Source organism: Streptomyces sp. CB01635 (genome assembly GCF_002803065.1).
Lineage (GTDB): Bacteria > Actinomycetota > Actinomycetes > Streptomycetales > Streptomycetaceae > Streptomyces.
On record NZ_NNBL01000014.1, the window covers coordinates 25,312 to 47,485 of the forward strand.

Here is a 22,174-nt window from a genome sequence, read left to right on the forward strand (position 1 = left end):
AGACACATGACGTCGTCCCTGAGCCTGAACCCGACGGACACCCACGTACTCGACGTGGACCCACTCATCGACGACCCCGGGACGCGCATCGTGGTGTGCTGCGGCTCCGGCGGCGTCGGCAAGACGACGACGGCGGCGGCGCTCGGCCTGCGCGCCGCGGAGCGCGGCCGCAAGGTGGTCGTGCTGACGATCGACCCGGCCCGCAGGCTCGCCCAGTCGATGGGCATCGACTCGCTGGACAACACCCCGCGCCGCGTGAAGGGGATCGCCACCGTCGAAGGAGCGGAGGGCGGCGAACTGCACGCGATGATGCTCGACATGAAGCGGACGTTCGACGAGATCGTCGAGGCGCACGCGGACGGCCAGCGGGCCGAGGCGATTCTGGGCAATCCGTTCTACCAGTCGCTCTCGGCGGGCTTCGCGGGCACGCAGGAGTACATGGCGATGGAGAAGCTGGGCCAGCTGCGGGCCCGGGACGAGTGGGACCTGATCGTCGTCGACACTCCGCCGTCCCGCTCCGCGCTCGACTTCCTTGACGCGCCGAAACGTCTCGGCTCGTTCCTGGACGGCAAGCTGATCCGGGTCCTGATGGCCCCGGCGAAGGTCGGCGGCCGGGCCGGCATGAAGTTCCTGAACGTCGGGATGTCGATGATGACGGGCGCGCTCGGGAAGCTGCTGGGCGGTCAGCTCCTGCGCGACGTACAGACGTTCGTGGCGGCTATGGACACGATGTTCGGCGGTTTCCGCACGCGCGCCGACGCCACGTACAAGCTGCTCCAGGCCCCCGGTACGGCGTTCCTGGTGGTGGCGGCGCCGGAGCGGGACGCGCTGCGCGAGGCGGCGTACTTCGTGGAGCGCCTCGCCGCGGAGGACATGCCCCTGGCCGGGCTCGTGCTCAACCGGGTGCACGGCAGCGGTGCCGCGCAGCTGTCGGCCGAGCGGGCGCTCGCGGCCGCAGAAAATCTTGACGAGCGCGGCATTGTGGATCAGGGGGACGGGAAGGTAGAGCTGCGTACCGCTCCCGAAGCAGGCTCCCCCGCCCCAGCAAGGGACACGGCCGACGAGCACGCCCAGACGCCGGATAAAACCCCACATAGCGCACCCGTGCACGCACACGCATCCAACTCACCTGGCGCAGGCACGCCTGCCACCGCGACCACAGACCGCGCCACGGCAGACCGCGCGGCCACAGACCACTCGGCGACAGACCAACTCACGGCAGGCCTGCTGCGATTGCACGCGGAACGCATGCAGCTGCTGGCACGCGAGCAGCGCACACGCGACCGCTTCGCGGCGCTCCACCCGGAGGTGGCGGTCACCGAGGTCGGCGCCCTGCCCGGCGATGTGCACGACCTGGCAGGCCTGCGGACCATCGGGGACCGGCTCGCGGCCGGTGCGGACCCGGCCGGAGCTGCGTGAGCCGTACGGACGTCTCCCGAGGCGCGGGCCGCCACACGGCTCGCACCCCTCGGACGCCCTGGAAGGAGCTCGGCTCCCTCACCCCACGGCGGCGTACCTCTCGTACGTCGCGTCGTCATCGATGTCCACGGGCAGCAGGCCCGCACCGCGCTCGTACTCCGTACGAGCCGTCTCGAGCAGCCGGCGCCACGAGGTGACGGTGGGGCGCCTGCGCAGCAGCGCACGGCGTTCCCGTTCGGTCATGCCACCCCACACGCCGAACTCGACGCGGTTGTCCAGCGCGTCGGCCAGGCACTCGGTCCGCACCGGACATCCGGTGCACACCGCCTTCGCCCGGTTCTGCGCTGCTCCTTGAACGAACAGTTCATCTGGATCGGTAGTGCGGCAGGCCGCCTGCGCACTCCAGTCGGTTACCCAGCCCATACCGGCGCCGTCCTCTCCCGAATCGAGGCTCCCCCACGGCGGCAGCGGCATATTCACCGCCGCCAGTTGAGGACGTTACGGAAGGTGGGCACAGCGCAACACCCCCTTCGGGCCCAATCTTGAATGGCCCGAACGGACTATGCGTAAGCGGCAGATCACCCGACGGAGTGAGCCGAGGGCATGTGCGACCAACCCGGCAAACCGGGGCGTTTCAGTTGAGTCACAGCGGACACCGGGTGACACTCAAGGCGGTTTCGGACACGCCCTCACCCACCTCGGAACGACCGCGGAGGGGTGGTGAGATGACTACCGGAACGATTCGGGTTCGCCGGACGTCTTGATACGTGACCGTACTGCTGTGACAGTTGAGTGCAGCTTAGGCCAAGGCATATACGCCTGTCCGGAGAATCAGAACGTAGGCTGCCCTCATGGGAAAGAAGCGCTCGGGCGGTGGACTGTCACCGACTCAGCAGGCCGCCAAGTTCCTTGGTGTCAGTGTCCTCGCGGGAGCCGTCCTCGCCGGAATCGCGCTGCCCGCAGCAGGCGCGCTCGGCCTGGCAGCGAAGGGCTCGGTCGAGGGATTCGACGAGATCCCGGCCAACCTCAAGCAGCCGCCGCTCAGTCAGCGCACCACGATCCTGGACAACAAGGGCGGCGCGATCGCGACGGTCTACTCGCGCGACCGCACGGTGGTGCCCCTCAAGGACATCTCGCCGTACATGCAGAAGGCGCTCGTCGCGATCGAGGACTCGCGCTTCTACGAACACGGCGCCGTCGACGTGAAGGGCATCCTGCGCGCGATCAACGAGAACGCGCAGAGCGGCGGTGTCGCGCAGGGCGCGTCCACGCTCACCCAGCAGTACGTGAAGAACGTCTTCATGGAGGAGGCCGGCGACGACCCGACAAAGCTCGCCCAGGCCACCCAGCAGACGATCGGCCGCAAGATCCGCGAGCTGAAGTACGCGATCCAGCTCGAGGACAAGCTCGGCAAGAAGCGCATCCTCGCCAACTACCTGAACATCACGTACTTCGGTGAGCAGGCATACGGCGTGGAGGCCGCCTCGCGGCGGTACTTCTCCAAGTCGGCGAAGGACCTGACGGTCGAGGAGTCCGCGATGCTGGCCGGCATCGTCCAGTCCCCGAGCCGCTACGACCCCGTCAACGACGAGGCGGAGGCCACCAAGCGACGGAACGTCGTGCTCCAGCGGATGGCCGAGACGCACGACATCTCCCAGGCCGAGGCGGACCGCGCCAAGGAGAAGCCGCTCGGCCTGAAGATCAGCAAGCCGCAGAACGGCTGCATCACGGCGGTCAAGGGCGCGGGCTTCTTCTGCGACTACGTACGCGAGGTGTTCCTCACCGACCCGGTCTTCGGCAAGACGAAGGAAGCGCGGGCGAAGCTCTGGAACCGGGGCGGCCTCAGGGTGCAGACCACCCTTGACCCGCAGACGCAGGAATCGGTGCAGGCGTCGATCAAGGATCACGTCTACCAGACGGACAAGGTCGCGACGGCGGCCACGTTCATCGAGCCCGGCACCGGCAAGATCCTCGGCATGGGCCAGTCGAAGCCGTACGGCTTCGGCAAGAACGAGACGCAGATCAACTACTCGGTCGACCGCAAGATGAGCGGGTCGAACTTCGGCTTCCCGACGGGTTCGACGTTCAAGCCGTTCCTCGCCGCGGCCGCCCTGGAGCAGGGCACCCCGGTGACGAAGTCGTACCCGGCGCCGTACCGGATGCCGTATCCGAAGTCGGTCCAGACGTGCAGCGGCAAGCCGTGGGTGAACAACAGCGGCTTCACCGTGGAGAACGAGAACGAGTCCGAGTTCGGTCCGTACGCGCTGGAGGAGGCGATGGCCAAGTCCATCAACACCTACTTCGTGCAGATGATCGGCGACACCGGGATGTGCCCGGTGATGGACATGGCCGACAAGCTGGGCGTCGTCCAGGGCAACGGCGACAAGCTCCCCGAGGTCCCGGCCATCGTCCTCGGCTCCAAGGGCATCTCGCCGCTGACCATGGCGAGCGCGTACGCCGCCTTCGCCAACCGCGGCACGTACTGCACGCCGGTCGCCATCGAGTCGATCACGGCCCCCGGCGACAAGTCGCTGCCGGTGCCGAAGTCGTCGTGCTCGCGCGCGATGACCACGAAGACCGCCGACAGCATCAACACCCTGCTGAGCGGCGTGATCGACTCCGGTACGGGCAGGGAGGCCGGTCTGACCGACCGGGCCAACGCGGGCAAGACCGGTACGACCGACAGCCGTAAGAACGCCTGGTTCGTGGGGTACACGCCGAACCTGTCCGGCGCGGTCTGGGTCGGCAGCGCCCTGCAGAACGTCGAGATGGAGAACATCACCATCGGCGGCCAGTACCAGCCGAAGGTCTTCGGCGGCCAGGTCCCCGGACCGATCTGGAAGGACGCCATGGTCGGCGCCCTCGCCGACAAGCCGTCCCCCGACTTCAACCTGATCGACATCCCTGACCCCGAGACGGACGAGGACAGGGACCATGACAGGGATCATGACAGGGACGAGGAGCCGGGCCAGGGCGGCTCGAAGCCGGGCACCAACAGCGGCGGAAACGGCAACAGCCCGTGGCCGGGCCTCCCGACGGGCCTGCTGGGTGGCGGGAACGGGCACGGGGGCGGGCGCCGCTGAGGCGGCCACCGCTCGGACCGGGCGGTGACGGTACGCGGATGGGGCGCCCCCTCTATCGGGGACGCCCCATCGGCGTATGTGTAGGGGTGAGGCGGAAGACCGGAACGAGACCGGAACGTCTTCCCCCACCCCGAAGGGCACTCTCAGCGGGCGGGCACCCCGGCGGACACCTCAGCCGGCGAGCAGCTGCTTCACGACGGCGGCCACGCGGCCGCCCTCCGCCAGGCCCGCGACCTTCGGGTTCACGATCTTCATGACCTGGCCCATGGCGCGCGGCCCCTCGGCGCCGGCTGCCTTCGCCTCCCCGACCGCCTGGGCGACGATCTGGTGCAGCTCGTCGTCGGAGAGCTGCTTCGGCAGGTACTCGGCGAGCACCACACCCTCCGCCTTCTCCCGCTCGGCCTGCTCGGCGCGGCCGCCCTGCGCGAACGCCTCGGCGGCCTCGCGGCGCTTCTTCGCCTCGCGGGTGATCACCTTCTGCACCTCGTCGTCGGACAGCTCGCGCGCCGTCTTGCCCGCGACCTCCTCCTTCGTGATGGCGGAGAGGGTGAGCCGGAGCGTCGAGGAGCGCAGCTCGTCACGCCCCCTGATCGCGGCGGTGAGGTCTTCCTGCAGCTTCGACTTGAGCGTGGTCATGCAGCGATTGTCGCAGGTACGCAATGCCCTACGCCCCTTGATTTCCGGGACCTGCCGGGTCTGACACGATGGGCGTATGCGCGCGCGATACGGGGTTCCCCTGAAAGTGACAGCAGGCATCACGGCGGCGGGCGCCGCCGGACTGATCTACGCGGCGGGGTTCGAAGCCCGTTCGTTCCGTCTCCGACGGGTCACGGTCCCGGTGCTGCCCGCGGGGATGCGCCCGCTGCGCGTCCTGCAGGTGTCCGACATCCACATGGTCGGCGGCCAGCGCAAGAAGCAGCGCTGGCTGCGCTCCCTGGCCGGCCTGCGCCCCGACATCGTGATCAACACGGGCGACAACCTGTCCGACCCGGAGGGCGTGCCGGAGGTCCTGGACGCGCTGGGCCCGCTGATGGACTTCCCCGGGGCGTACGTCTTCGGCTCGAACGACTACTACGGCCCCAAGCCCCGCAACCCGGTCCGCTACCTCTTCGAGAAGGCCCGCGGCGCCCACGGCCTCAACGGCAACGCCCCCGCGGTCGGCGTCGTCCACAACCCGTGGGAGGACCTGCGCGACGGGTTCGACTCGGCGGGCTGGCTGAACCTGACGAACACGCGGGGCGCCCTCAAGATCGAGGGCATGGAGATCGGCTTCACGGGCCTGGACGACCCGCACATCAAGCGCGACCGGTACGCGCACGTGGCGGGCGGCCCGGACTCGGGCGCCGACTTCTCGATGGGCATCGTGCACGCTCCGTACCTGCGGGCCCTGGACGCGTTCACGGCGGACGGCTACCCGCTGGTACTGGCGGGCCACACTCACGGCGGCCAGGTCTGCATCCCCTTCTACGGGGCGCTGGTCACCAACTGCGACCTGGACACGGACCGCGTGAAGGGCCTGTCGACCCACGAGTCCGAAGGCCGCCGCTCCTACCTGCACGTCTCAGCCGGCTGCGGCGCGAACCGCTACACCCCGGTCCGCTTCGCCTGCCCGCCGGAGGCGACCCTCCTGACCCTGACCCCCGGACCCTGAGAAAACCGGATTTCGTCTACGGCCGCCGGTCCGCTAAAGTAATCGATGTCGCCACGACCTGCAGAACTGCGGGACAGTGGAGCAACGACATCGGGGTGTAGCGCAGCTTGGCAGCGCGCTTCGTTCGGGACGAAGAGGTCGTGGGTTCAAATCCCGCCACCCCGACAGCTGAAACACCAGGTCAGACCCCCTGCACTCGCTTGAGTGCAGGGGGTCTTTCTGTTTGTGCGGGCAGCCCTGGCCCACGGAAGACGTACTTCTTGCCGTGGCACTGGCAGGGACTCGGGGTATCTGCTTCCAGCTCGCAGCGGATCCCGTCACGCGGCGCGGGTGAAACCTCGTCGGCGGGCGTCTCGCTCTTCGGGGCGAGCGGTCGGCGGCATAGGACTCATCGGTCAGGTTGCGCTAACGAACGGCCAGTCTCGTACAACCCTTCAACCCCTTGAGCCGTCTACGGCACCGTCCGGCACTGCCCCAAGGAAGAAGACCGTCATGCCCCTGCCATTCCGCACGGCTGTCGCCGCCGCGACCGTAACCGCGCTGACCGGTGGCCTGTTCGCCGCTGTCACCGCGACACCGGCGTCCGCCGCCCCTGCCAAATACGCCGACGACTTCAATGGCGACGGGCACCGGGATATCGCGATCGGCGCGCCGTACAAGTCCGTCAACGGTGCGGGGGCTGCGGGCGGTGTGGTCGTGGCTCTCGGGTCAGCCACCGGCCTGACCACTCAAAAGGTCGAGCTCACCCAGAGTTCCGCGGGGGTGCCGGGCACACCGGAAGAGGGTGACCACTTCGGTATCTCGATCGCCGGCGGAGACCTGGACTCGGACGGATACGCGGACCTGGTCGTGGGCTCCGACGGGGAGGACGTAGGCAGCTACGAAGGCCAAGGCAGCGTGACCATCCTCTGGGGCGGCGCCAAGCCATTCACCAGCAGCACCACGACCACGGTGGACAACCCACACCAGTGGCAGAGTCATGGCTTGGACGTGGCGGTGGGGGATTTCACCGGTGACAGCGGCGCGGACCTAGCCGTAATCGAGCCGGACGCGGTCGTCATCTACAAGGGCGGCAATTCCCGGGAGAGCCAGACAACCCCCGCCTACACCATGACGGTCCCGGGTGCCCAGCTCCTCAATTGGGAGGCCGCCGTGGGCGACGTCAACGGGGACGGCAAGGATGACCTTGCCGTGACCGGCGACCCCGGCACCGGACGCCCGGGCACCGACATCTACACGGGCCAGGAAGGCCGTCCGAACCGGATACAGCGCGTGGACGACGGCGGCACCGCGGTCGCCCTCGGCGACATCAACGGTGACGGCTTCGACGACATGGCCACCTCCCTCACCTGGCCCGGCTCCTACTCCGTCACTGACCCGAGCAACGGCTCCGGCTACGTGACCGTCCGGTACGGCAGCCGGACGGGCTTCGGCGACCCGACGACCCTGCATCAGAACAGCACCGGTGTGCCCGGCGCCGACGAGGACGGCGACAACTGGGGATCCTCGGTGGCGATCGGTGACATCACCGGCGACGGCAAGGCCGAACTGGTGGTCGGCGCCAACGGCGAATGGCTCGGCAACCTCAAGAACGCCGGCGACGTGACAGTGTTCCGCGGCTCCGCCTCCGGCGTCTCGCAGTCCGGTGTCGTACGCATTTCCCAGGACACCACCGGCGTTCCGGGCGCCGCGGAGACCGACGACCTCTTCGGCGCCCAGGTCCGGATCGCCGATTACAACAACAACGGCAAGGCCGACCTGGCGGTGACCGCCTCCTTCGAGAACAACCGCAGCGGAGGCCTCTGGACCCTGCCGGGCACTTCATCTGGCCTCACCGGTTCCGGTTCCAAGTCCCTCAGTTCCGCCGACTTCGGCCTCGCGAGCGGGTCACGGCTCGGGGAGAGCCTGCTCGACTGAGCCGGGCGAGCGTCTCTGATCGGGCCACGCCACTGTCGGAAAGCAGCGACACGAAGCTGTGCCGGAACTCCCGGGTGGCGCAACCTTGCCATCGGCGCCCCTGCGGCTCGCCGGCATCCAGAACCTCGCCGCCGCACTCCGGGCCAACTCCTGTGACCCGAAACGCCCGCTCGCCCTACTCGGCCTCACATGATCACGACTCACGACCGGACATCACGCGAGTACGCCGAAGTCCTGAAGGTCGATGTCATGGTGCGTTGCGCGGCGCGCCATTCGTGGTGTCAGTGGGGGGCATGAAGTCGGGGCAGTAGGCACGGCCACAATCGCGCGGAAGCTTGCCGCGGGTGTCGTTGTAGCCAGGGTCGGGGTCATAGGGCACGTTGCCCGGCGGAAGCTTGCCGCGGGTGTCGTTGTAGCCAGGGTCGGGGTCATAGGGCACGTTGCGCGGCGGGGCATTCGTGGTGTCAGTGGGGGGCATGAAGTCGGGGCAGTAGGCACGGCCACAATCGCGCGGAAGCTTGCCGCCCGTGTTCCCGGACGACTGGTTGTTCTGGTTACCGCCGCGGTTCCCGGACGACTGGTTGTTCTGGTTACCGCCGCGGTTCCCGGACGACTGGTTGTTCTGGTTACCGCCGGTGCAGGGATTTTGCTCACTGCACGGTGCTGTAGGCGCGGCCTTTGCCTTCGGTACCTCCTGATGCGCCGCTGTGGCGGTCGCCGCACCTGCCCCTAGAGCAAGCGTCGCGGCCAGACCGGACGCGGCTATCAGGTGAGGTATGCGACGCCGGATGCTCGTCACCATGATGGCTTCCTTACCTGGGAAAGCGGGATTGCGCTTGGCTGTCATGGTGGGGCGCCGGGCATCACCGTCGCGTGACGCCGACGTGACAGGGGCTGATGGCCTGCGCCGACGAGCATCTGCTGCAGCCGGCTCTCATGGTTCAGCCCGACCGTGTCGCCTCACATCAGCGCCATACAGTCAGAAATCCCATGCCAGTCATGGCGTCGCGCACCAGTCTTCGACCATGGCGAGCACGACATGCGGGTAGGGCTCACGTCCACGCGAAGACGGTCTCTGGAGTCACACGATGAGACCGCCGCAAGTCCGCCGCGATCCGGACTCAGTGCAAGCTCCGACATGTGCCGCCTCTCGGCAATGGGCCGGCGACCTGCCCGGACTTGGCACGCCCCTAAAGGGGCACCTGTTGACGATCGACACCCTCTCCTACAGCCCGGACGGCCACACGTCGGCCGGCGGCAGCGGCGACGGGACGGTCCGGCTATGGGGCAGCACCGACCCCCGAAACGCCGCTCCGGTCGGCCCCTCCAAGGCCGGCCACACTGACGCGGTCGCATCTCTGACATCCAGTCAGGACGGTCCCACCCTGGCGAGCGGGAGCAACGGCAACATGGTCCGGCTGCGGGACGCCGCCGGCCCCTCCAATGCCTCCCTCATCGGTCAGTCACTCAGTCCCAGCGCCAAGACAGGCAACTTCCTGTCTTTCAGCCCTCGGAGCCGCATGCGCTCGACCACTCAAGACGGTCTGACGCGGGAGAGGCGGCACGATTACCTACCGCGCCTCTCTCATGACCCTCCGTGCAAGGAGTAGCTCGCATGTAGTTTCCGCACTGCGGGTCTCGGGAGTCGAGGAACATCGGAACGAACACCCTCGGCATGGATCTGTCGGCTCTGGTGGGCGTCTGACGGGACTTCAGTCGCCGGACGGACGTGACTGGAACCCCACCTACGAAGCGCTCGCCCGGCGGCCTCCTCAGACCACAGCGCTGCGCAGACGCTTGCAGGAGCTCTCCGGCCGGCTTGCCTCCCACCCGTACTGGCACACGCAGGCCGGGAGATCGGTCAAGCAAGTCGGCCGGTGGAGCGAGTCGTCTCGCAGCCACGGTTGTCGGCGCGACAACGAGGGCGATCCAAAGGCGCATCCCGGACCGCCGGGTCGAGCCGCGCGGCGCGCACGGCATACCTCCGACGCAGACTCCGTCGCTGACGCCCTACGTCGAACTCCACCGCAAGCCAGAGAGCTGTGCGGGGTGATCGACGCATTCACTCCGGAGTCATGTGCGCCGGCCGTGAGCCTTGCGGCCCCGAGGATGAACACCCACGGACCCGGCCCACGGGCTCCGGAACTGACACCTGGCGGTCCCCAGGAGGGCACCGGCGGCGGCTTCACCTACGTACGGCGGCCGGGCAGGAAGGCGCCCGCGCGGTCGAGGACCTCGGTGATGAACCGGCCGAAACCGTCGTCGCGTCGTCGCCGTACGAAAGTCAGGGAGGAGCCTCACGCCCGCCCGGGCCTGCGCAGGTGCGTGCCGTCGACCAAAGGGACGCCCACACCTTGGAGAGGCGCTGGGCGGGGAACTCGCGGTTGGCAAGCGTCTGCTCGCGAATGGCCTCAGGCAGATCAGGCATGGCAAGGAGCCGGTCGCATGCCTGGTAGGAGCCCGCCCAGTCCCCGACGCAGTACGCAGTGATCGAGAACTCGAACAGCAGCCCCCATCGGTACACCCAAGGGCTGACGAACAGCAGGTCGTCCGGAACAGGCCGGTTGAGACCGGCGGAGGCGAAGGCATGTGCGGCCCGGTAGTGACCCATGGCACGCAGCCTCGAGCACAGTTGGTAACAGGCTTCCAGCCGCTCGGGCCGTGTCTCCCAGGCGCGCACAAGCGCATCCATGGCGCCTGGCCAGTCGCCCGTCTCGGCCTTGAGGACACCGGCCTGGAACTGCGAGAAGTAGACCTCTTCCGGCCAGCCACCCATGGCGGCGCGACCCTCGAACAGAGCGATGGCCTCTTCGTTCCTGCCCATGTCTCGCATGGTCTGAGCCAGGTAGAAGACAGTGCGCGGGTTGTCCGGGTCTCGCTCGAGTTCGGCGCTCAGCAGACGTGCGTCACGCTCGGACTTGTCGTGCCGCGATCCTCCGTCGGCATGGTCCACGATGGCCAGAGCGTCGAGTCTTGACTGATCGGCCGGCTCGTCGGCGGTGAGGTATTCGTGGGTGACACCCTCGTAGCGCCAGGCGATGTCCCCCCTGACCAACCGCCTGATCCAGTACTCGAAAGCGCCTTCATGCCGCAACATGTAGGCGTCGGCCGTCAGCGGCGGCAGCGCGTCGTCCTGCCGGATCTCATGGTCGGCATCGAGCAGGAGCAAGTAGTCGGCCTTCCCGCGTGCATGACTGATGTTCAGGCTGCGGTTCTGACCGAAATCGACCCACGGCTCCTCGTGAAGCTCGCCGGGGATGTCTCTGAGCGCGTTGCGGATGATCTTCTGCGTGCCGTCCGTGGACCCGGTGTCGGAGATCACCCAAGTGGTGATGAGGTCACGGACCGACGCGAGGCAGCGTTCGATGACGCCGGACTCGTTCTTTACGATCATGCATAGGCAAATCGACGGCTGCACAATCATCGGGCTCCCTGTCGGACTGAGCGCGCTTGGTCACGAGGAGCCTGGCCCGGGCCTGCGCGAACCGGCGCAGGCCCGGGCGACAGCCCTCCGCGTCATTCCTGTCTCACATGCCTGTGGGGGCCCCGCCCGTGGGAGTTCCGCCCGTCGGGGTCCCACCCGTGGGAGTCCCACCGGTAGGAGTCCCACCCGTAGGAGTCCCACCCGTAGGAGTCCCGCCCGTGGGGGTCCCGCCCGTGGGAGTCCCACCCGTGGGAGTTCCGCCGGTAGGAGTCCCGCCCGTAGGGGTCCCGCCCGTGGGGGTCCCGCCCGTCGGGGTCCCACCCGTGGGAGTTCCGCCCGTCGGGGTCCCACCCGTGGGAGTCCCACCGGTAGGAGTCCCGCCCGTAGGAGTCCCGCCCGTCGGGGTCCCACCCGTAGGAGTCCCGCCCGTCGGGGTCCCACCCGTGGGGGTCCCACCCGTCGGAGTCCCGCACGTCGATGTGTTTGAGCCACCCTGCTGATTGTTCTGACAGACTGGCCCGTTGATTGTTGAATCAATTATCTGGTTGATTTGGTTGATTGTCTGGTTGACCACCGTTGCCGGCAGACCGAGGCTCTGCGCCTTGGCTTGTGCAGCCGCTGTGCCCTGCGCCCTCGCCTGCGCCGGGGAGGCGCCTCCGCTTATGGCCGCTTTTGCTGCGCTCGTTCCGGCTGCTGCGACAGCGGACGCCCCAGCTGCACTTCCTGCGGAGTCCCCTCCCGCACTTCCCGTGCAGGACGCGGAACCTACAGAGAAAGGCCCTGTACCCGCGACGGTCACCGGTCCGATTCGGCCGTCGGAAGAAGAACGCACAGTCTGCCCACCGGGCGAGGCGGTGAACGTTCCATTGGGTGCGAAATTCTCGCCGGTCAGCGAGCCGCTTGCGACCTGGCAGGTTTGATTCGGGGCTGCGGAGGCCGGCTCCACTACGCCGACAGCCATTCCTCCGACTACCGCAGTCATCGCGGCAGCGCTCAGTGCTGTTTTCCCTCGCATGGAACTCTCCTTAGCCTGCACTTCACCCAGGCGATTGGGGACGTGTCGGTCCAGAGAACACCACGCTAACTCTACTTTTCCACTAAGGCATCTAGAGTTGCGAGCATTAGTGGTGCACATTACGCTAACTCCGTTCAATTATTCCCGCGACTACAGACCGTACTCGCCGACCGCCCTGACCTGCTCGGACGAGCGAAGAGCCGACCTCCCCGGCAACCGATCCGCATTAAATGCCTTCGCAGTCCTCAAATTTGAGGTTGCCACCATACAGGCTGATTCCATTCTCGGCGCGAAAGAGAAGTCGAACATTAAATTGATTTCTTGACTAATGCTGCAGGGTGCGGCCGGGTTCATTTCCACGCCGGGGGCGACAGCACGGCCAAGATGTCGCTACGAATCATTTCTGCCTGTTAATCAGTCGGACAGGGTGAGAATGATTCAAGTATCCCTAAATTACGTCGCAAGACTGCGGAGCACGCGAACGACGAACAGCCCATGGCCACGGACACAGGGACTCAGACGGGCTCAGGAGAACTCACGGGATGTCGCCCGCTCCACGTGACGCCGACCGCAACCCATCATTTTTCGCTCGGTAGTTGACGACGCCGCGACCGAGAGGGCCAGGCCGAGGAAGAGCCACGACTCACCGGCCTTGGGCGGACCGGTTACCGACCTTGGGCGGACCGGCGAGGAGATCGATGCCCTCGGAGATGATCCTGGGGACGGCCCACTCGGGATCCGGGTACCGGGTGTTCGCCTGCTCGTCGACGGTCCAGGCCGTGCGGATCCGCTGCTGTGCGGGCTGGGAGCGGTGCGGTTGCGGTCGGGGCTCATCCGGCCTACGGCCCCCCAGCGAACCGAATAGGTCTACGACTGAGAGCTCGCGCCCCGATGATGCGGGGCCCCGCGGATCACTCCGCGGGGCCCCTGGTCTCGTGGCAGTTTTCAGGCACCCGTCCTCAGATGTCGTTGCCACCGCGGCCGTCGATGACGTCATTGCCGCCGAGACCGAAGATGACGTCGTCACCGGGGGTGCCGATCAGCAGGTTGGCGCGGCTGGTCCCCACGATGGTGGGTGTCGCGTTGGCGCAGGTGAGAGACGCCCTCGTGGAGGAGATGGTCAGAGTCGGCCGAGCGGCTGTGGCGCTTGCGCCGGTGGTGGCATCGCCGGCCCGGGTGGGTGAGGCGTAGGACTATCCCGCGCCACCGCCGGTGGCGGCCCCGCCCGGGCTGCCGGAGCCGCTGGCGCCGGAACCGCCCACGACGGCGATCCCGGTCAGCTGGGTGACCCCGGCGGGCGAGGTGAACACGAACTCGCCACCTCTGTCGCCCGTGGCCGTGTACGTGCAGGTGACGACGTTGCCGCTGGTCTGGGCGGTGATTCTCGCGGTGCCGTCGCCAGAGGCTGTGCCGCATTCGGTCTGCGCGTGCGCAGGCGTGGCCATCAGCAGGGGACCAGCGAGACATGCCATCGCGATCGCGGCCGTCAAAGCCAGCATCCGCAGCGAGATGCGTCGTTCGCGACCTGAAGTCATGTGCCCGTAGCGGGCCTTGACGTGTGCCGACATGTGGTGTCCGTCTCCTTGAGACTGAAAGGTGCATCCGCCCGGCACCGTCACCCTTCTCAGCCGGGTGGGCGCGCGGGGAAGTGCCGGATCGAAAGGCCGTCGAGGCTTCCGCGACTCCCGGGCAGCTGATCAGATAAGCCCAGGACCGGCAGGCCAACACACCGTGACGGCAGCCAAAGTCCACGCAGCGGGACTACGTCACCAGCGGCGGCAGCGACAGCACACTGCATCCGCCGTCGGGCGACGCCGTGCAAATGACTCGCGCCGGTGAAGGACTCTCTGCCGTGCCAGGCCGGCAGAGCGGTCGGGCAGGGCGGTGGTGTTCCGCGCCGGTATCGGGACTGCGGCTATCGGGGCAGGGGTTGGGTCACGCGCCACAGGCGGCGGGGGAAGGCGCCCTCCTCGAAAGCGTGGACCTCCTTCAGATGCCGGCCGTCCGTCACGGTGTCGACCAGGGTGCGGGGGAAGAAGTGCACTGCGAAACCGGCGTGTTCGTAGATGTCGTCGCCGTGAGCCGTGCCGGTGTCGTACTGGGCGTCGCCTGCGTGGCGGACCGAGTGGACCAAGGTGCCGCCCGGTCGCAGTACCCGGCCGAGGAAAGGGTTCTTGGGCTGTCGGACCGACGGGTGCGGGTGGTGGACTGGCTGGTCACTCACGTGAGGCCTCCCCGTTCGCGGCTCAGGCGGTGCCGTTCGGGCAGCGTACGGCTGTGGGCTTGGCGGCTCGGACTGTCGCTGCGTGCATTCCGTCGGCTACGGCGTGGGTCGGGGTGATGTCGATGTCCGTGAACCCGGCCGACTCCAGCCCCTCTCGGTACTCGCTGAAGGACAGGGCTCCGGCGATGCAACCCACGTAGTCGCCGCGTTCGACCCGCTGGGGAGAGGTGAGTTCGTCGTCGGCGACGACGTCTGAAATACCGATGCGGCCGCTGGTGACCAGGACCCGGAACATCTCGGCGAAGACCGCCTGCTTGTCGGTGGACAGGTTGATGACGCAGTTGGAGATGACCACGTCGACCGTGTTCGCGGGCAGCGGGATCGCCTCGATCGTGCCCTTGAGGAACTCGACGTTCGGGGCGCCGGCCTTGCGCTGATTGGCGAGGGCGAGCGCGAGCATCTCCTCGGTCATGTCCAGCCCGTACGCCTTGCCGGTCGGGCCGACCCGGCGGGCGGACAGCAGGACGTCGATGCCGCCGCCCGAGCCCAGGTCGAGGCCGACCTCCCCTTCGTGGAGGTCGGCGACGGCGGTGGGGTTGCCGCAGCCGAGTGAGGCGGCGACCGCCTCGGCCGGGAGAGCGTCACGCTCGTCGGCCGCGTAGAGGGTGGCGCCGAAGTGGTCGTCGATCTCGATGGCCTGCGGGCCGCAGCACGCGGTGCCGCCCTCGGTGACCTGGGTGGCGGCAGCCGCGTATCGCTCGCGGACCGTCTCACGTACATGCAGGTCAGGATGCCGCTCACTCATGACGCCGGCCCTCCGGTTGTGGTTCTGACGGCTGTTTTGATGCTTCTCGATACAACCTTGCGCTCTGGATCGAACCTCGTCAATATAGAAGTATGTCAAAACAAGAGCTTGTGGTGCTCGATCAGACGGCGGATGAACACGGGTGCTGTCCCCGGTTGCTGACCGCGCCACTCGACGAGAACCAGGCCGTTGAGCTGGCCAAAGTCTTCAAGGCCCTGGGCGACCCGGTGCGGCTGCGGCTTCTGTCGATGATCGCCTCAAGCGAGGGCGGCGAGATCTGCGTCTGCGACCTCACGCCCGCCTTCGGCCTGTCCCAGCCGACGATCTCCCACCACCTCAAGCTCCTGCGACAGGCCGGCCTCATCGACTCCGAACGACGCGGAACCTGGGTGTACTACTGGCTGGTGCCCGAGATGACCGACAAGCTCGCCGGGATCCTGACCCGCCCTGCCGGGACGGCCGCGGCAGCCGGGTCCGCCGGGTCCGCCTCGTGACCGAGACAGCCACCGCGCCGCCCTCGGGCCCGGTTTCGGCCCGGCTGTCGTTCCTGGACCGGTTCCTCGCGGTATGGATTCTTGCCGCGATGGCCGTCGGCCTCGGGCTCGGACGCCTGGTCCCCGGGCTCGGCGACGCCCTCGCCGAGGTCATCGTCGCCGGCGTCTCGTTGCCGATCGCGCTGGGCCTGCTCGTGATGATGTACCCAGTGCTCGCGAAGGTCCGTTACGACCGGCTCGACACCGTCACCCGCGACCGCCGCCTGGTCATTCCCTCCCTGGTCCTGAACTGGGTGCTCGGCCCGGCACTGATGTTCGCGCTCGCCTGGATCCTCCTGCCGGATCTGCCCGCGTACCGCACCGGCCTGATCATTGTCGGCCTCGCCCGCTGCATCGCCATGGTCGTCATCTGGAACGACCTCGCGTGCGGCGACCGCGAGGCCGCCGCCGTCCTGGTCGCCCTCAACTCCCTGTTCCAGGTACTGGCGTTCAGCCTGCTCGGCTGGTTCTACCTCTCCGTGCTCCCCGGGTGGCTCGGCCTGGAGCAGACCGCGCTCGACGTGTCCGTATGGGAGATCGCCCGCAGTGTCCTGATCTTCCTCGGCGTCCCGCTGCTCGCCGGATACCTGACCCGCCGGCTCGGCGAGAGGGCCAAGGGCCGCACTTGGTACGAGGCGAAGCTGATCCCGCGTATCGGACCGTTCGCCCTGTACGGGCTGCTGTTCACCGTCGTCGTGCTCTTCGCCCTCCAGGGCGACGCGATCACTTCCCAGCCGCTGGACGTCGTCCGCATCGCGCTTCCGCTGCTGGTGTACTTCGCCGTCATGTGGGCCGGGTCCATGGCCCTGGGCAAGGCCCTCGGTCTCGATCACCCGCGTGCCACCACGCTCGCCTTCACCGCCGCCGGCAACAACTTCGAGCTCGCCATCGCGGTCGCCATCGCCACCTTCGGCGCCACCAGCGGCCAGGCCCTCGCCGGTGTCGTCGGTCCGCTCATCGAAGTGCCGGTTCTCGTCGGCCTCGTTCACGTCGCCCTGGCCGCCCGCCGCTATTTCCCCCGGCCCGGCCCCGTGGTCGCCGAACCGGACACCCCTGCCGCCGAACCCGCCCCCATCGAGGAGGGCCCCGCTCGTGCCTGACCCCAAGCCCTCCGTGCTCTTCGTCTGCGTCCACAACGCCGGGCGTTCCCAGATGGCCGCCGCCTGGCTCACCCACCTCGCCGGCGACCGCGTCGAAGTCCGCTCCGCGGGATCCGCCCCCGCCGACACCATCAACCCCGCCGTCGTGGAAGCCATGCACGAGGCCGGCATCGACATCTCCGCCGAGGCGCCCAAGATCCTCACCGTCGAAGCCGTCCAGGCATCCGACGTCGTCATCACCATGGGCTGCGGCGACACCTGCCCCGTCTTCCCGGGCAAGCGCTACCTCGACTGGAAACTGGACGACCCCGCCGGTCAGGGCGTCGCCGCCGTACGGCCCATTCGCGACGCGATCGAGTCCCTGGTCCAGGGTCTGATCACGGAGATCGCTCCCCAGTAGTCCGCAGATCCCAACTCGTCGCTGCCACCAGGGGCTTTCGTTTGGCCAGGCCGGATCCGGGAGCGGGGTCTGATCCAAACGAAAGCCCCTAAGCCGTGAGTTCTCCGCTGAGCTTCTCGTGGATCTGGGCGCTGGGCCGGTTCAGGCCGATGATCTCTACGGTCTTGCCGCGCTGCTCGTACTTCGTCTCGATCGCGTCGAGGGCAGCTACGGAGGAGGCGTCCCAGATGTGGGCGGCGCTCAGATCGATGACGACCCTGTCGGGGTCGGTGGCGTAGTCGAACCGGCCGACGAGGTCGTTGGAGGAGGCGAAGAACAGTTCGCCGGTGACGCGGTAGACGACGGTCGCGTCGTCGGGGTCGGTGACCGCGGTGACCTCGGCGAAGTGGGCGACTCGCTTCGCGAAGACGACCATCGCGGTGATCGTGCCGACCACGACGCCGATGGCGAGGTTGTGGGTGCTGACCACGCACACGACGGTGATCACCATGACGGCGATCTCGCCCGTGGGCATCCGCTTCAGCGTCCTGGGAGCGACGGAGTGCCAGTCGAACGTCGCGAAACACACCATGACCATCACCGCGACCAGCGCGGCCATCGGGATGTCGGACACGATCGGGCCGAAGACGATGCACAGCACCATCAGGAACACGCCCGCCAGGAACGTGGACAGACGGGTGCGGGCGCCGGAGACCCGTACGTTGATCATCGTCTGGCCGATCATGGCGCAGCCGCCCATGCCGCCGAAGAAGCCGGTGACGATGTTGGCGATGCCCTGGCCGATGGACTCACGGGTCTTGGAGGAGTGGGTGTCGGTGATCTCGTCGACCAGCTTGGCCGTCATCAGCGACTCCATCAGGCCGACCAGCGCCATGGCGAGTGCGTACGGGGCGATGGTGGTCAGCGTGTCCAGGGTGAAGGGCACATCCGGCAGGCCCGGCACCGGCAGGGACGAGGGCAGGTCTCCCTTGTCGCCGACGGTCGGGACCGCGATCCCCGCGGCAACGGTGATGACGGTGAGGATGACGATCGACACCAGCGGCGCCGGGATCACCTTGGTGACCTTGGGGAAGAACACCATGAGCGCCAGGCCGCCCGCGATCAGCGGGTAGACCGGCCACGGCACGTCGCGCATCTCGGGGACCTGGGCCATGAAGACGAGGATGGCCAGGGAGTTCACGAAGCCGACCATCACGCTGCGCGGCACGAACCGCATCAGCTTCGCCACTCCGAGGGCGCCGAGAACGATCTGGAAGACGCCCGCCAGGATGACGGCGGCGACGAGATGGCCGAAGCCGTGCTCGCGGTTGAGCGGGGCGATGACCAGGGCCACGGCGCCGGTCGCGGCCGAGATCATCGCCCGGCGTCCGCCGACGATCGCGATGGTCACGGCCATGGTGAAAGCCGCGAACAGACCGATCGCCGGATCGACCCCGGCGATGACCGAGAACGAGATCGCCTCCGGGATCAGGGCCAGGCCGACGACCAGGCCCGCGAGAATCTCGGTCCGCCAGACCTTCGGGTCGGACAGCCAGTCAGGCTTCAGACCACGCAGCCGGGCCACGGGGGACAGTGCGGACGTGGGTGGTGCGGACGTGGAGGACGGTGCGGGAGTGGACAAGGGAGGAAGAACCTGTCGTGCTCGGGCACGCCAGGCGTCATCTGGGGCGGCGTGCGTGAGGGCGCGGGAGGACGGGCGGCTTTCCGCGGCGTCCGCGAGCGGCGGGCTGAAGTCACTGGCAGCGGGCACCAGCCGTAGGAGCCGGGCGCCGCTCCGGAGGCGAACTGTCAGCGAAGGGTCACGGCGGGCAGGCGGCGGCGCTGAGCATCATGGGCATCCGCTCGCTCGCTCTCTCCTGCCGGCATCGGTCTTCGGTCTTCGCCGGGGGCGCCATCGGCCCCGGCACGGCAGAGGGTGCGGGACGTAGCCCGCACCTTGGAACCCAATTCTACGGCGCCTCCTCAGGGCGGTTTCCGGCTCTGCACCGAGGCCGACATCGCACGCCGCCCCACCGCCCTCCCTGCCCCTCCCCCGGAGGGCCCTGAGCCCGCTACCCCGCAGCGACCGCCCGGCCCTTCGGGCCATGTCCCGTCACAGCGGCGATCACAGCGGAAAGCGCCGAGGTCACGACCAGGCTCCCCACCATGACAAGCCCCACGCCGATCACGAAGAGGCCGCTCGCGTCGTCCGACCAGTCGTAGTACGCGGCCACGGTGAGACCGGCCGTGGGGCCGAGCACCGCGGCCACCGTGCCGCGCCGGGATGCCGCCCAGTACACCGCCGGCAACAGGGTCAGTACGAGGCCGATCACCTGCCACGCCTCGTACGGGCCGGTCGTCGAGCCGTCGGGGTGCACGTCACGTTGCTGGTCCCAGCCCAGCCAGCCGGCCCACGCCGCCAGTGCCACCGCGGCCGGCGCGATGACCCCCAGCAGTTGGAACGTTCGCTTCGGCAGTCGCTCATTCGTATCCATGGGCCAAGGGTTTCGCCTCACGCCACAACGGCCCAGAGCGCTGGTACTCACCTGCGACCGAGTACCGAATACCGAGTACAACCGGCACACGGCCGCCCCTCCCCGCACTCCCCGGCAGCCCCCATCAGCCCTTGACGGGTCCTGACAGGTCCTGTCAGTCCCTGTCAGCCGTCTGTCCGCCGTCTGCCAGCGGCGCTCGGCATCGTCGTAGTCACCGAGAACGACGACAGCGAAACCGACAGGGAACAGGAAGAGGGAGGGACAGGCGACGTCCTACGCCATCCGGGCCGAGGGGCTCGTCAGGCGGTACGGGGACACGGTCGCGCTGGACGGGGTCGACCTGGAGGTGCCCGCCGGGAAGGTGCTCGGCGTCCTCGGGCCGAACGGCGCCGGCAAGACCACCACCGTGCGGATCCTGTCCACGCTGATGCGGCCCGACGCCGGGCGCGCCACGGTCGGCGGGTTCGACGTGGTGAAGGACCCCGTACGGGTGCGGGGGCTGATCGGGCTCACGGGTCAGTACGCCTCCGTGGACGAGGGCCTGTCCGGGGTCGAGAACCTCGTACTGCTCGGGCGGCTGCTCGGGGTGTCGCGGCGGGACGCCGGGGCGCGGGCCGCCGAGCTGCTGGAGCAGTTCGAGCTCACCGCTGCCGCCACCCGCCCGCGCCGGTACGCCTCCTGCCGGGTCGCCGCCTCCACGGACAGCCTGGTCTTCCCGGCGCCACCGGGCCCGACGAGCGTGACGAGGCGGGACCCGGTGAGCAGCGCGGCAAGCCCTTCGAGCTCGCGGTCCCGGCCCACGAACTGGTGAGCGGCGCGGGAATCCTGCTCGGCGCGGCCTCGGGCCGGGCGACGGGCTGCTCCAACTCGCCCCGCAGCAGAGCCAGATGGATCTCGCGCAGCTTCGCCGACGGGTCGACCCCGAGTTCCTCGCCGAGCCTGCCACGCGTCTCCTCGTACACCGCCAGCGCGTCGGCCTGGCGCCCCGCCGCGGCCAGCGCCCGCATCCGCAGCCCGGCCGGCCGCTCGCTCAACGGCCGCTCTCCGCCCGCCACTTCGAGGCCTCGAAGGCCGGCACCGAACCCAGCAGAGCGACTCGCACGAGTCCCGCCTCCCCCATGTCCCGCCCCTGGCCCGCGTGCGGAGAGGCCGGTGGCGTACAGATCTACCACGCGCCCGATCGCCCGCCCCGGGACGGGCGATTCCGTACGACTTCGGTACGCCTCTCGGGTGGGCGGGCCGTCACGCCCGTTTCCCCCGGCGCCCGACGGCCGTTGCTGAAGGCATGATCTCCACACGACGTGTTCTCGCCGCGGTCGCTCTGGCCGCCGGCGCCTCCGCTCTCGCCATGCCCGCGGCCCAGGCCGCTCCCGTAGGTCCCCTCGGCAACATGAAGCCCATCAGCCTCGACGACCTCACCACCAGCGGCATTCCGGCCGAGCACAGGGCCGAGATCCCCACGGTGAACGAGCAGCTCGGCGGCCTGAACCGGCTGAACGAACTGCACCAGGTCACCGACCTGGTGGCGCCGGTGACGGGGCTTCTGCCGTCGGTGAGCTAGCGAAGCCGGTAAGCAGTAGCCGGTAAGCAAAAAGCGGGCACACGAAAGCGGGGGCAACCGGAATCCGGTTGCCCCCGCTTTCGTGGCTACTAGCGGTTGGCGACGCCGTTGCCCGACAGGATCGGGAAGTCGTCCAGGATGTGCGACAGCGGCTCGTCGCCCTTGGCCTGGGTGGAGTTCTCGACGCACTGCTGGTTCTGCGGGGCCGACAGGATCGGGATGTCATGGATGCCGACCGGCACGACGCCGGCCAGCGAGCTGACATTGGCCTTCGCCGGCAGAGCGATGCAGGGCTTGTTCAGCGAGCCCTGGACGAGCCCGAGCTGCGGGCTCAGGTCGCCGTGCGTCGAGGAGTTGCCGTACACCTGCGAGGCGCCATTGCCGCTGTTCGACGTGGTGCCGCCGCCGTCCCCGATGGCGAGGGCCTGGGGGGCGGCCACTGCCGACATACCAGCGACGGAGGCAGCGATGGCCGCGGTTGCCCACAGCTTCTTCATGGTGAATCCCTTCAATCGGCGGGCTCCGGTCACGGAGCCGCATGGTCATCAACTGAGCCGGGCCGATGCGG

At 68.4% G+C, this 22,174-nt stretch carries 21 protein-coding genes, 1 tRNA gene and 1 pseudogene; 11 read left to right on the forward strand and 12 right to left on the reverse strand.

The window, feature by feature from the left end:
- The first annotated feature begins 6 nt into the window (after positions 1–6).
- Positions 7–1,419 carry an ArsA family ATPase gene (locus CG723_RS28290; protein WP_100596332.1) on the forward strand — a complete coding sequence of 471 codons (1,413 nt, stop codon included), beginning with the start codon at positions 7–9 and terminating at the stop codon, positions 1,417–1,419.
- 78 nt (positions 1,420–1,497) lie between these two features.
- Here CG723_RS28290 and CG723_RS28295 read toward each other — a convergent pair whose 3' ends face one another.
- A complete protein-coding gene (locus CG723_RS28295; protein ID WP_199841926.1) occupies positions 1,498–1,842 on the reverse strand; it encodes a WhiB family transcriptional regulator in 345 nt (114 codons plus the stop codon).
- A gap of 428 nt (positions 1,843–2,270) precedes the next feature.
- Here CG723_RS28295 and CG723_RS28305 point away from each other — a divergent pair, with 428 nt between their 5' ends.
- A complete protein-coding gene (locus tag CG723_RS28305; RefSeq protein ID WP_100596334.1) occupies positions 2,271–4,502 on the forward strand; it encodes a transglycosylase domain-containing protein in 2,232 nt (743 codons plus the stop codon).
- Positions 4,503–4,673: 171 nt separating this feature from the next.
- On the opposite strand, the gene CG723_RS28310 is transcribed toward CG723_RS28305, so the two are convergent.
- Positions 4,674–5,138, reverse strand: a complete 465-nt coding sequence (locus CG723_RS28310; protein ID WP_100596335.1) for a GatB/YqeY domain-containing protein — start codon at positions 5,136–5,138, stop codon at positions 4,674–4,676.
- A 76-nt stretch (positions 5,139–5,214) separates the two neighbouring features.
- On the opposite strand from CG723_RS28310, the gene CG723_RS28315 reads away from it, so the two are divergent.
- From CG723_RS28315 to CG723_RS28325, 3 genes are all read left to right on the forward strand, one after another.
- Positions 5,215–6,153, forward strand: coding sequence for a metallophosphoesterase (locus CG723_RS28315; protein WP_100596336.1), 939 nt, complete (start codon positions 5,215–5,217; stop codon positions 6,151–6,153).
- A gap of 91 nt (positions 6,154–6,244) precedes the next feature.
- Positions 6,245–6,318, forward strand: a tRNA-Pro gene (locus CG723_RS28320).
- Between the two features lie 327 nt (positions 6,319–6,645).
- Complete coding sequence (locus CG723_RS28325; protein ID WP_100596337.1) at positions 6,646–8,070, forward strand: FG-GAP-like repeat-containing protein; 1,425 nt, start codon at positions 6,646–6,648, stop codon at positions 8,068–8,070.
- Positions 8,071–8,317: 247 nt separating this feature from the next.
- On the opposite strand, the gene CG723_RS46445 is transcribed toward CG723_RS28325, so the two are convergent.
- The gene (locus CG723_RS46445) at positions 8,318–8,872 is read right to left on the reverse strand and encodes a hypothetical protein (RefSeq protein WP_159032567.1); all 555 of its coding nucleotides are present in this window, start codon (positions 8,870–8,872) and stop codon (positions 8,318–8,320) included.
- 286 nt (positions 8,873–9,158) lie between these two features.
- Here CG723_RS46445 and CG723_RS28330 point away from each other — a divergent pair, with 286 nt between their 5' ends.
- Positions 9,159–9,680: a WD40 repeat domain-containing protein gene (locus CG723_RS28330; protein WP_100596338.1), complete on the forward strand. Its 522-nt coding sequence runs from the start codon at positions 9,159–9,161 to the stop codon at positions 9,678–9,680.
- Positions 9,681–10,354: 674 nt separating this feature from the next.
- On the opposite strand, the gene CG723_RS28335 is transcribed toward CG723_RS28330, so the two are convergent.
- The 5 genes from CG723_RS28335 to arsM form a co-directional block, all read right to left on the reverse strand.
- The gene (locus CG723_RS28335) at positions 10,355–11,494 is read right to left on the reverse strand and encodes a glycosyltransferase (RefSeq protein WP_234374562.1); all 1,140 of its coding nucleotides are present in this window, start codon (positions 11,492–11,494) and stop codon (positions 10,355–10,357) included.
- A gap of 1,974 nt (positions 11,495–13,468) precedes the next feature.
- Positions 13,469–13,576 (reverse strand): hypothetical protein, encoded by a 108-nt coding sequence (locus CG723_RS46450; protein ID WP_199841927.1) that lies wholly within the window; start codon positions 13,574–13,576, stop codon positions 13,469–13,471.
- Positions 13,577–13,702: 126 nt separating this feature from the next.
- A complete protein-coding gene (locus CG723_RS28350; protein WP_100596341.1) occupies positions 13,703–14,077 on the reverse strand; it encodes a hypothetical protein in 375 nt (124 codons plus the stop codon).
- A gap of 347 nt (positions 14,078–14,424) precedes the next feature.
- Positions 14,425–14,733 carry a hypothetical protein gene (locus CG723_RS28355; protein WP_234374563.1) on the reverse strand — a complete coding sequence of 103 codons (309 nt, stop codon included), beginning with the start codon at positions 14,731–14,733 and terminating at the stop codon, positions 14,425–14,427.
- 22 nt (positions 14,734–14,755) lie between these two features.
- Positions 14,756–15,538: an arsenite methyltransferase gene (gene arsM, locus CG723_RS28360; protein WP_100596342.1), complete on the reverse strand. Its 783-nt coding sequence runs from the start codon at positions 15,536–15,538 to the stop codon at positions 14,756–14,758.
- 92 nt (positions 15,539–15,630) lie between these two features.
- On the opposite strand from arsM, the gene CG723_RS28365 reads away from it, so the two are divergent.
- Genes CG723_RS28365 through CG723_RS28375 form a run of 3 tightly spaced genes read left to right on the forward strand, consistent with a single transcriptional unit; the run spans position 15,631 to position 17,571 of the window.
- Positions 15,631–16,032 (forward strand): ArsR/SmtB family transcription factor, encoded by a 402-nt coding sequence (locus CG723_RS28365; protein ID WP_100596343.1) that lies wholly within the window; start codon positions 15,631–15,633, stop codon positions 16,030–16,032.
- Complete coding sequence (gene arsB / locus CG723_RS28370; protein WP_100596344.1) at positions 16,029–17,171, forward strand: ACR3 family arsenite efflux transporter; 1,143 nt, start codon at positions 16,029–16,031, stop codon at positions 17,169–17,171. The genes CG723_RS28365 and arsB overlap by 4 nt, the downstream gene beginning before the upstream one ends.
- On the forward strand, positions 17,164–17,571 hold the full coding sequence (locus CG723_RS28375) for an arsenate reductase ArsC (RefSeq protein WP_100596345.1): 408 nt from the start codon (positions 17,164–17,166) through the stop codon (positions 17,569–17,571). The genes arsB and CG723_RS28375 overlap by 8 nt, the downstream gene beginning before the upstream one ends.
- Before the next feature lie 88 nt (positions 17,572–17,659).
- Here the strand turns inward: CG723_RS28375 and CG723_RS28380 are convergent, their stop codons facing one another.
- Together CG723_RS28380 and CG723_RS28385 are read right to left on the reverse strand one after the other, a co-directional pair.
- Entirely contained in the window at positions 17,660–19,144 is a 1,485-nt protein-coding gene (locus CG723_RS28380; RefSeq protein ID WP_100596520.1) for a SulP family inorganic anion transporter, read from the reverse strand.
- Between the two features lie 478 nt (positions 19,145–19,622).
- Positions 19,623–20,045, reverse strand: coding sequence for a hypothetical protein (locus CG723_RS28385; protein WP_100596346.1), 423 nt, complete (start codon positions 20,043–20,045; stop codon positions 19,623–19,625).
- A 280-nt stretch (positions 20,046–20,325) separates the two neighbouring features.
- Between CG723_RS28385 and CG723_RS28390 the strand changes: the two are divergent.
- Positions 20,326–20,709, forward strand: a pseudogene (locus CG723_RS28390) (ATP-binding cassette domain-containing protein); the annotation flags it as partial.
- Here CG723_RS28390 and CG723_RS47920 read toward each other — a convergent pair.
- Complete coding sequence (locus CG723_RS47920; RefSeq protein WP_442802601.1) at positions 20,687–21,052, reverse strand: AfsR/SARP family transcriptional regulator; 366 nt, start codon at positions 21,050–21,052, stop codon at positions 20,687–20,689. The pseudogene CG723_RS28390 and the gene CG723_RS47920 overlap by 23 nt on opposite strands.
- 278 nt (positions 21,053–21,330) lie before the next feature.
- Between CG723_RS47920 and CG723_RS28400 the strand changes: the two genes are divergently transcribed.
- Positions 21,331–21,606, forward strand: coding sequence for a hypothetical protein (locus CG723_RS28400; protein ID WP_100596347.1), 276 nt, complete (start codon positions 21,331–21,333; stop codon positions 21,604–21,606).
- A gap of 89 nt (positions 21,607–21,695) precedes the next feature.
- On the opposite strand, the gene CG723_RS28405 is transcribed toward CG723_RS28400, so the two are convergent.
- Complete coding sequence (locus tag CG723_RS28405) at positions 21,696–22,103, reverse strand: rodlin (RefSeq protein WP_100596521.1); 408 nt, start codon at positions 22,101–22,103, stop codon at positions 21,696–21,698.
- Between the last annotated feature and the right edge of the window lie 71 nt (positions 22,104–22,174).

Bases quoted from the DNA above. Each gene is read 5' to 3' on its own strand.
- CG723_RS28325 (WP_100596337.1), top strand. From the start codon at position 6,646: ATGCCCCTGCCATTCCGCACGGCTGTCGCCGCCGCGACCGTAACCGCG.
- CG723_RS28405 (WP_100596521.1), bottom strand. From the start codon at position 22,103: ATGAAGAAGCTGTGGGCAACCGCGGCCATCGCTGCCTCCGTCGCTGGT.
- CG723_RS28335 (WP_234374562.1), bottom strand. From the start codon at position 11,494: ATGATTGTGCAGCCGTCGATTTGCCTATGCATGATCGTAAAGAACGAG.
- CG723_RS28365 (WP_100596343.1), top strand. From the start codon at position 15,631: ATGTCAAAACAAGAGCTTGTGGTGCTCGATCAGACGGCGGATGAACAC.
- CG723_RS28305 (WP_100596334.1), top strand. From the start codon at position 2,271: ATGGGAAAGAAGCGCTCGGGCGGTGGACTGTCACCGACTCAGCAGGCC.
- CG723_RS28295 (WP_199841926.1), bottom strand. From the start codon at position 1,842: ATGGGCTGGGTAACCGACTGGAGTGCGCAGGCGGCCTGCCGCACTACC.
- CG723_RS28310 (WP_100596335.1), bottom strand. From the start codon at position 5,138: ATGACCACGCTCAAGTCGAAGCTGCAGGAAGACCTCACCGCCGCGATC.
- arsM (WP_100596342.1), bottom strand. From the start codon at position 15,538: ATGAGTGAGCGGCATCCTGACCTGCATGTACGTGAGACGGTCCGCGAG.
- CG723_RS47920 (WP_442802601.1), bottom strand. From the start codon at position 21,052: ATGCGGGCGCTGGCCGCGGCGGGGCGCCAGGCCGACGCGCTGGCGGTG.
- CG723_RS28290 (WP_100596332.1), top strand. From the start codon at position 7: ATGACGTCGTCCCTGAGCCTGAACCCGACGGACACCCACGTACTCGAC.
- CG723_RS28330 (WP_100596338.1), top strand. From the start codon at position 9,159: ATGAGACCGCCGCAAGTCCGCCGCGATCCGGACTCAGTGCAAGCTCCG.
- CG723_RS28400 (WP_100596347.1), top strand. From the start codon at position 21,331: ATGATCTCCACACGACGTGTTCTCGCCGCGGTCGCTCTGGCCGCCGGC.
- CG723_RS28350 (WP_100596341.1), bottom strand. From the start codon at position 14,077: ATGTCGGCACACGTCAAGGCCCGCTACGGGCACATGACTTCAGGTCGC.
- CG723_RS28315 (WP_100596336.1), top strand. From the start codon at position 5,215: ATGCGCGCGCGATACGGGGTTCCCCTGAAAGTGACAGCAGGCATCACG.
- CG723_RS28385 (WP_100596346.1), bottom strand. From the start codon at position 20,045: ATGGATACGAATGAGCGACTGCCGAAGCGAACGTTCCAACTGCTGGGG.
- CG723_RS46445 (WP_159032567.1), bottom strand. From the start codon at position 8,872: ATGGTGACGAGCATCCGGCGTCGCATACCTCACCTGATAGCCGCGTCC.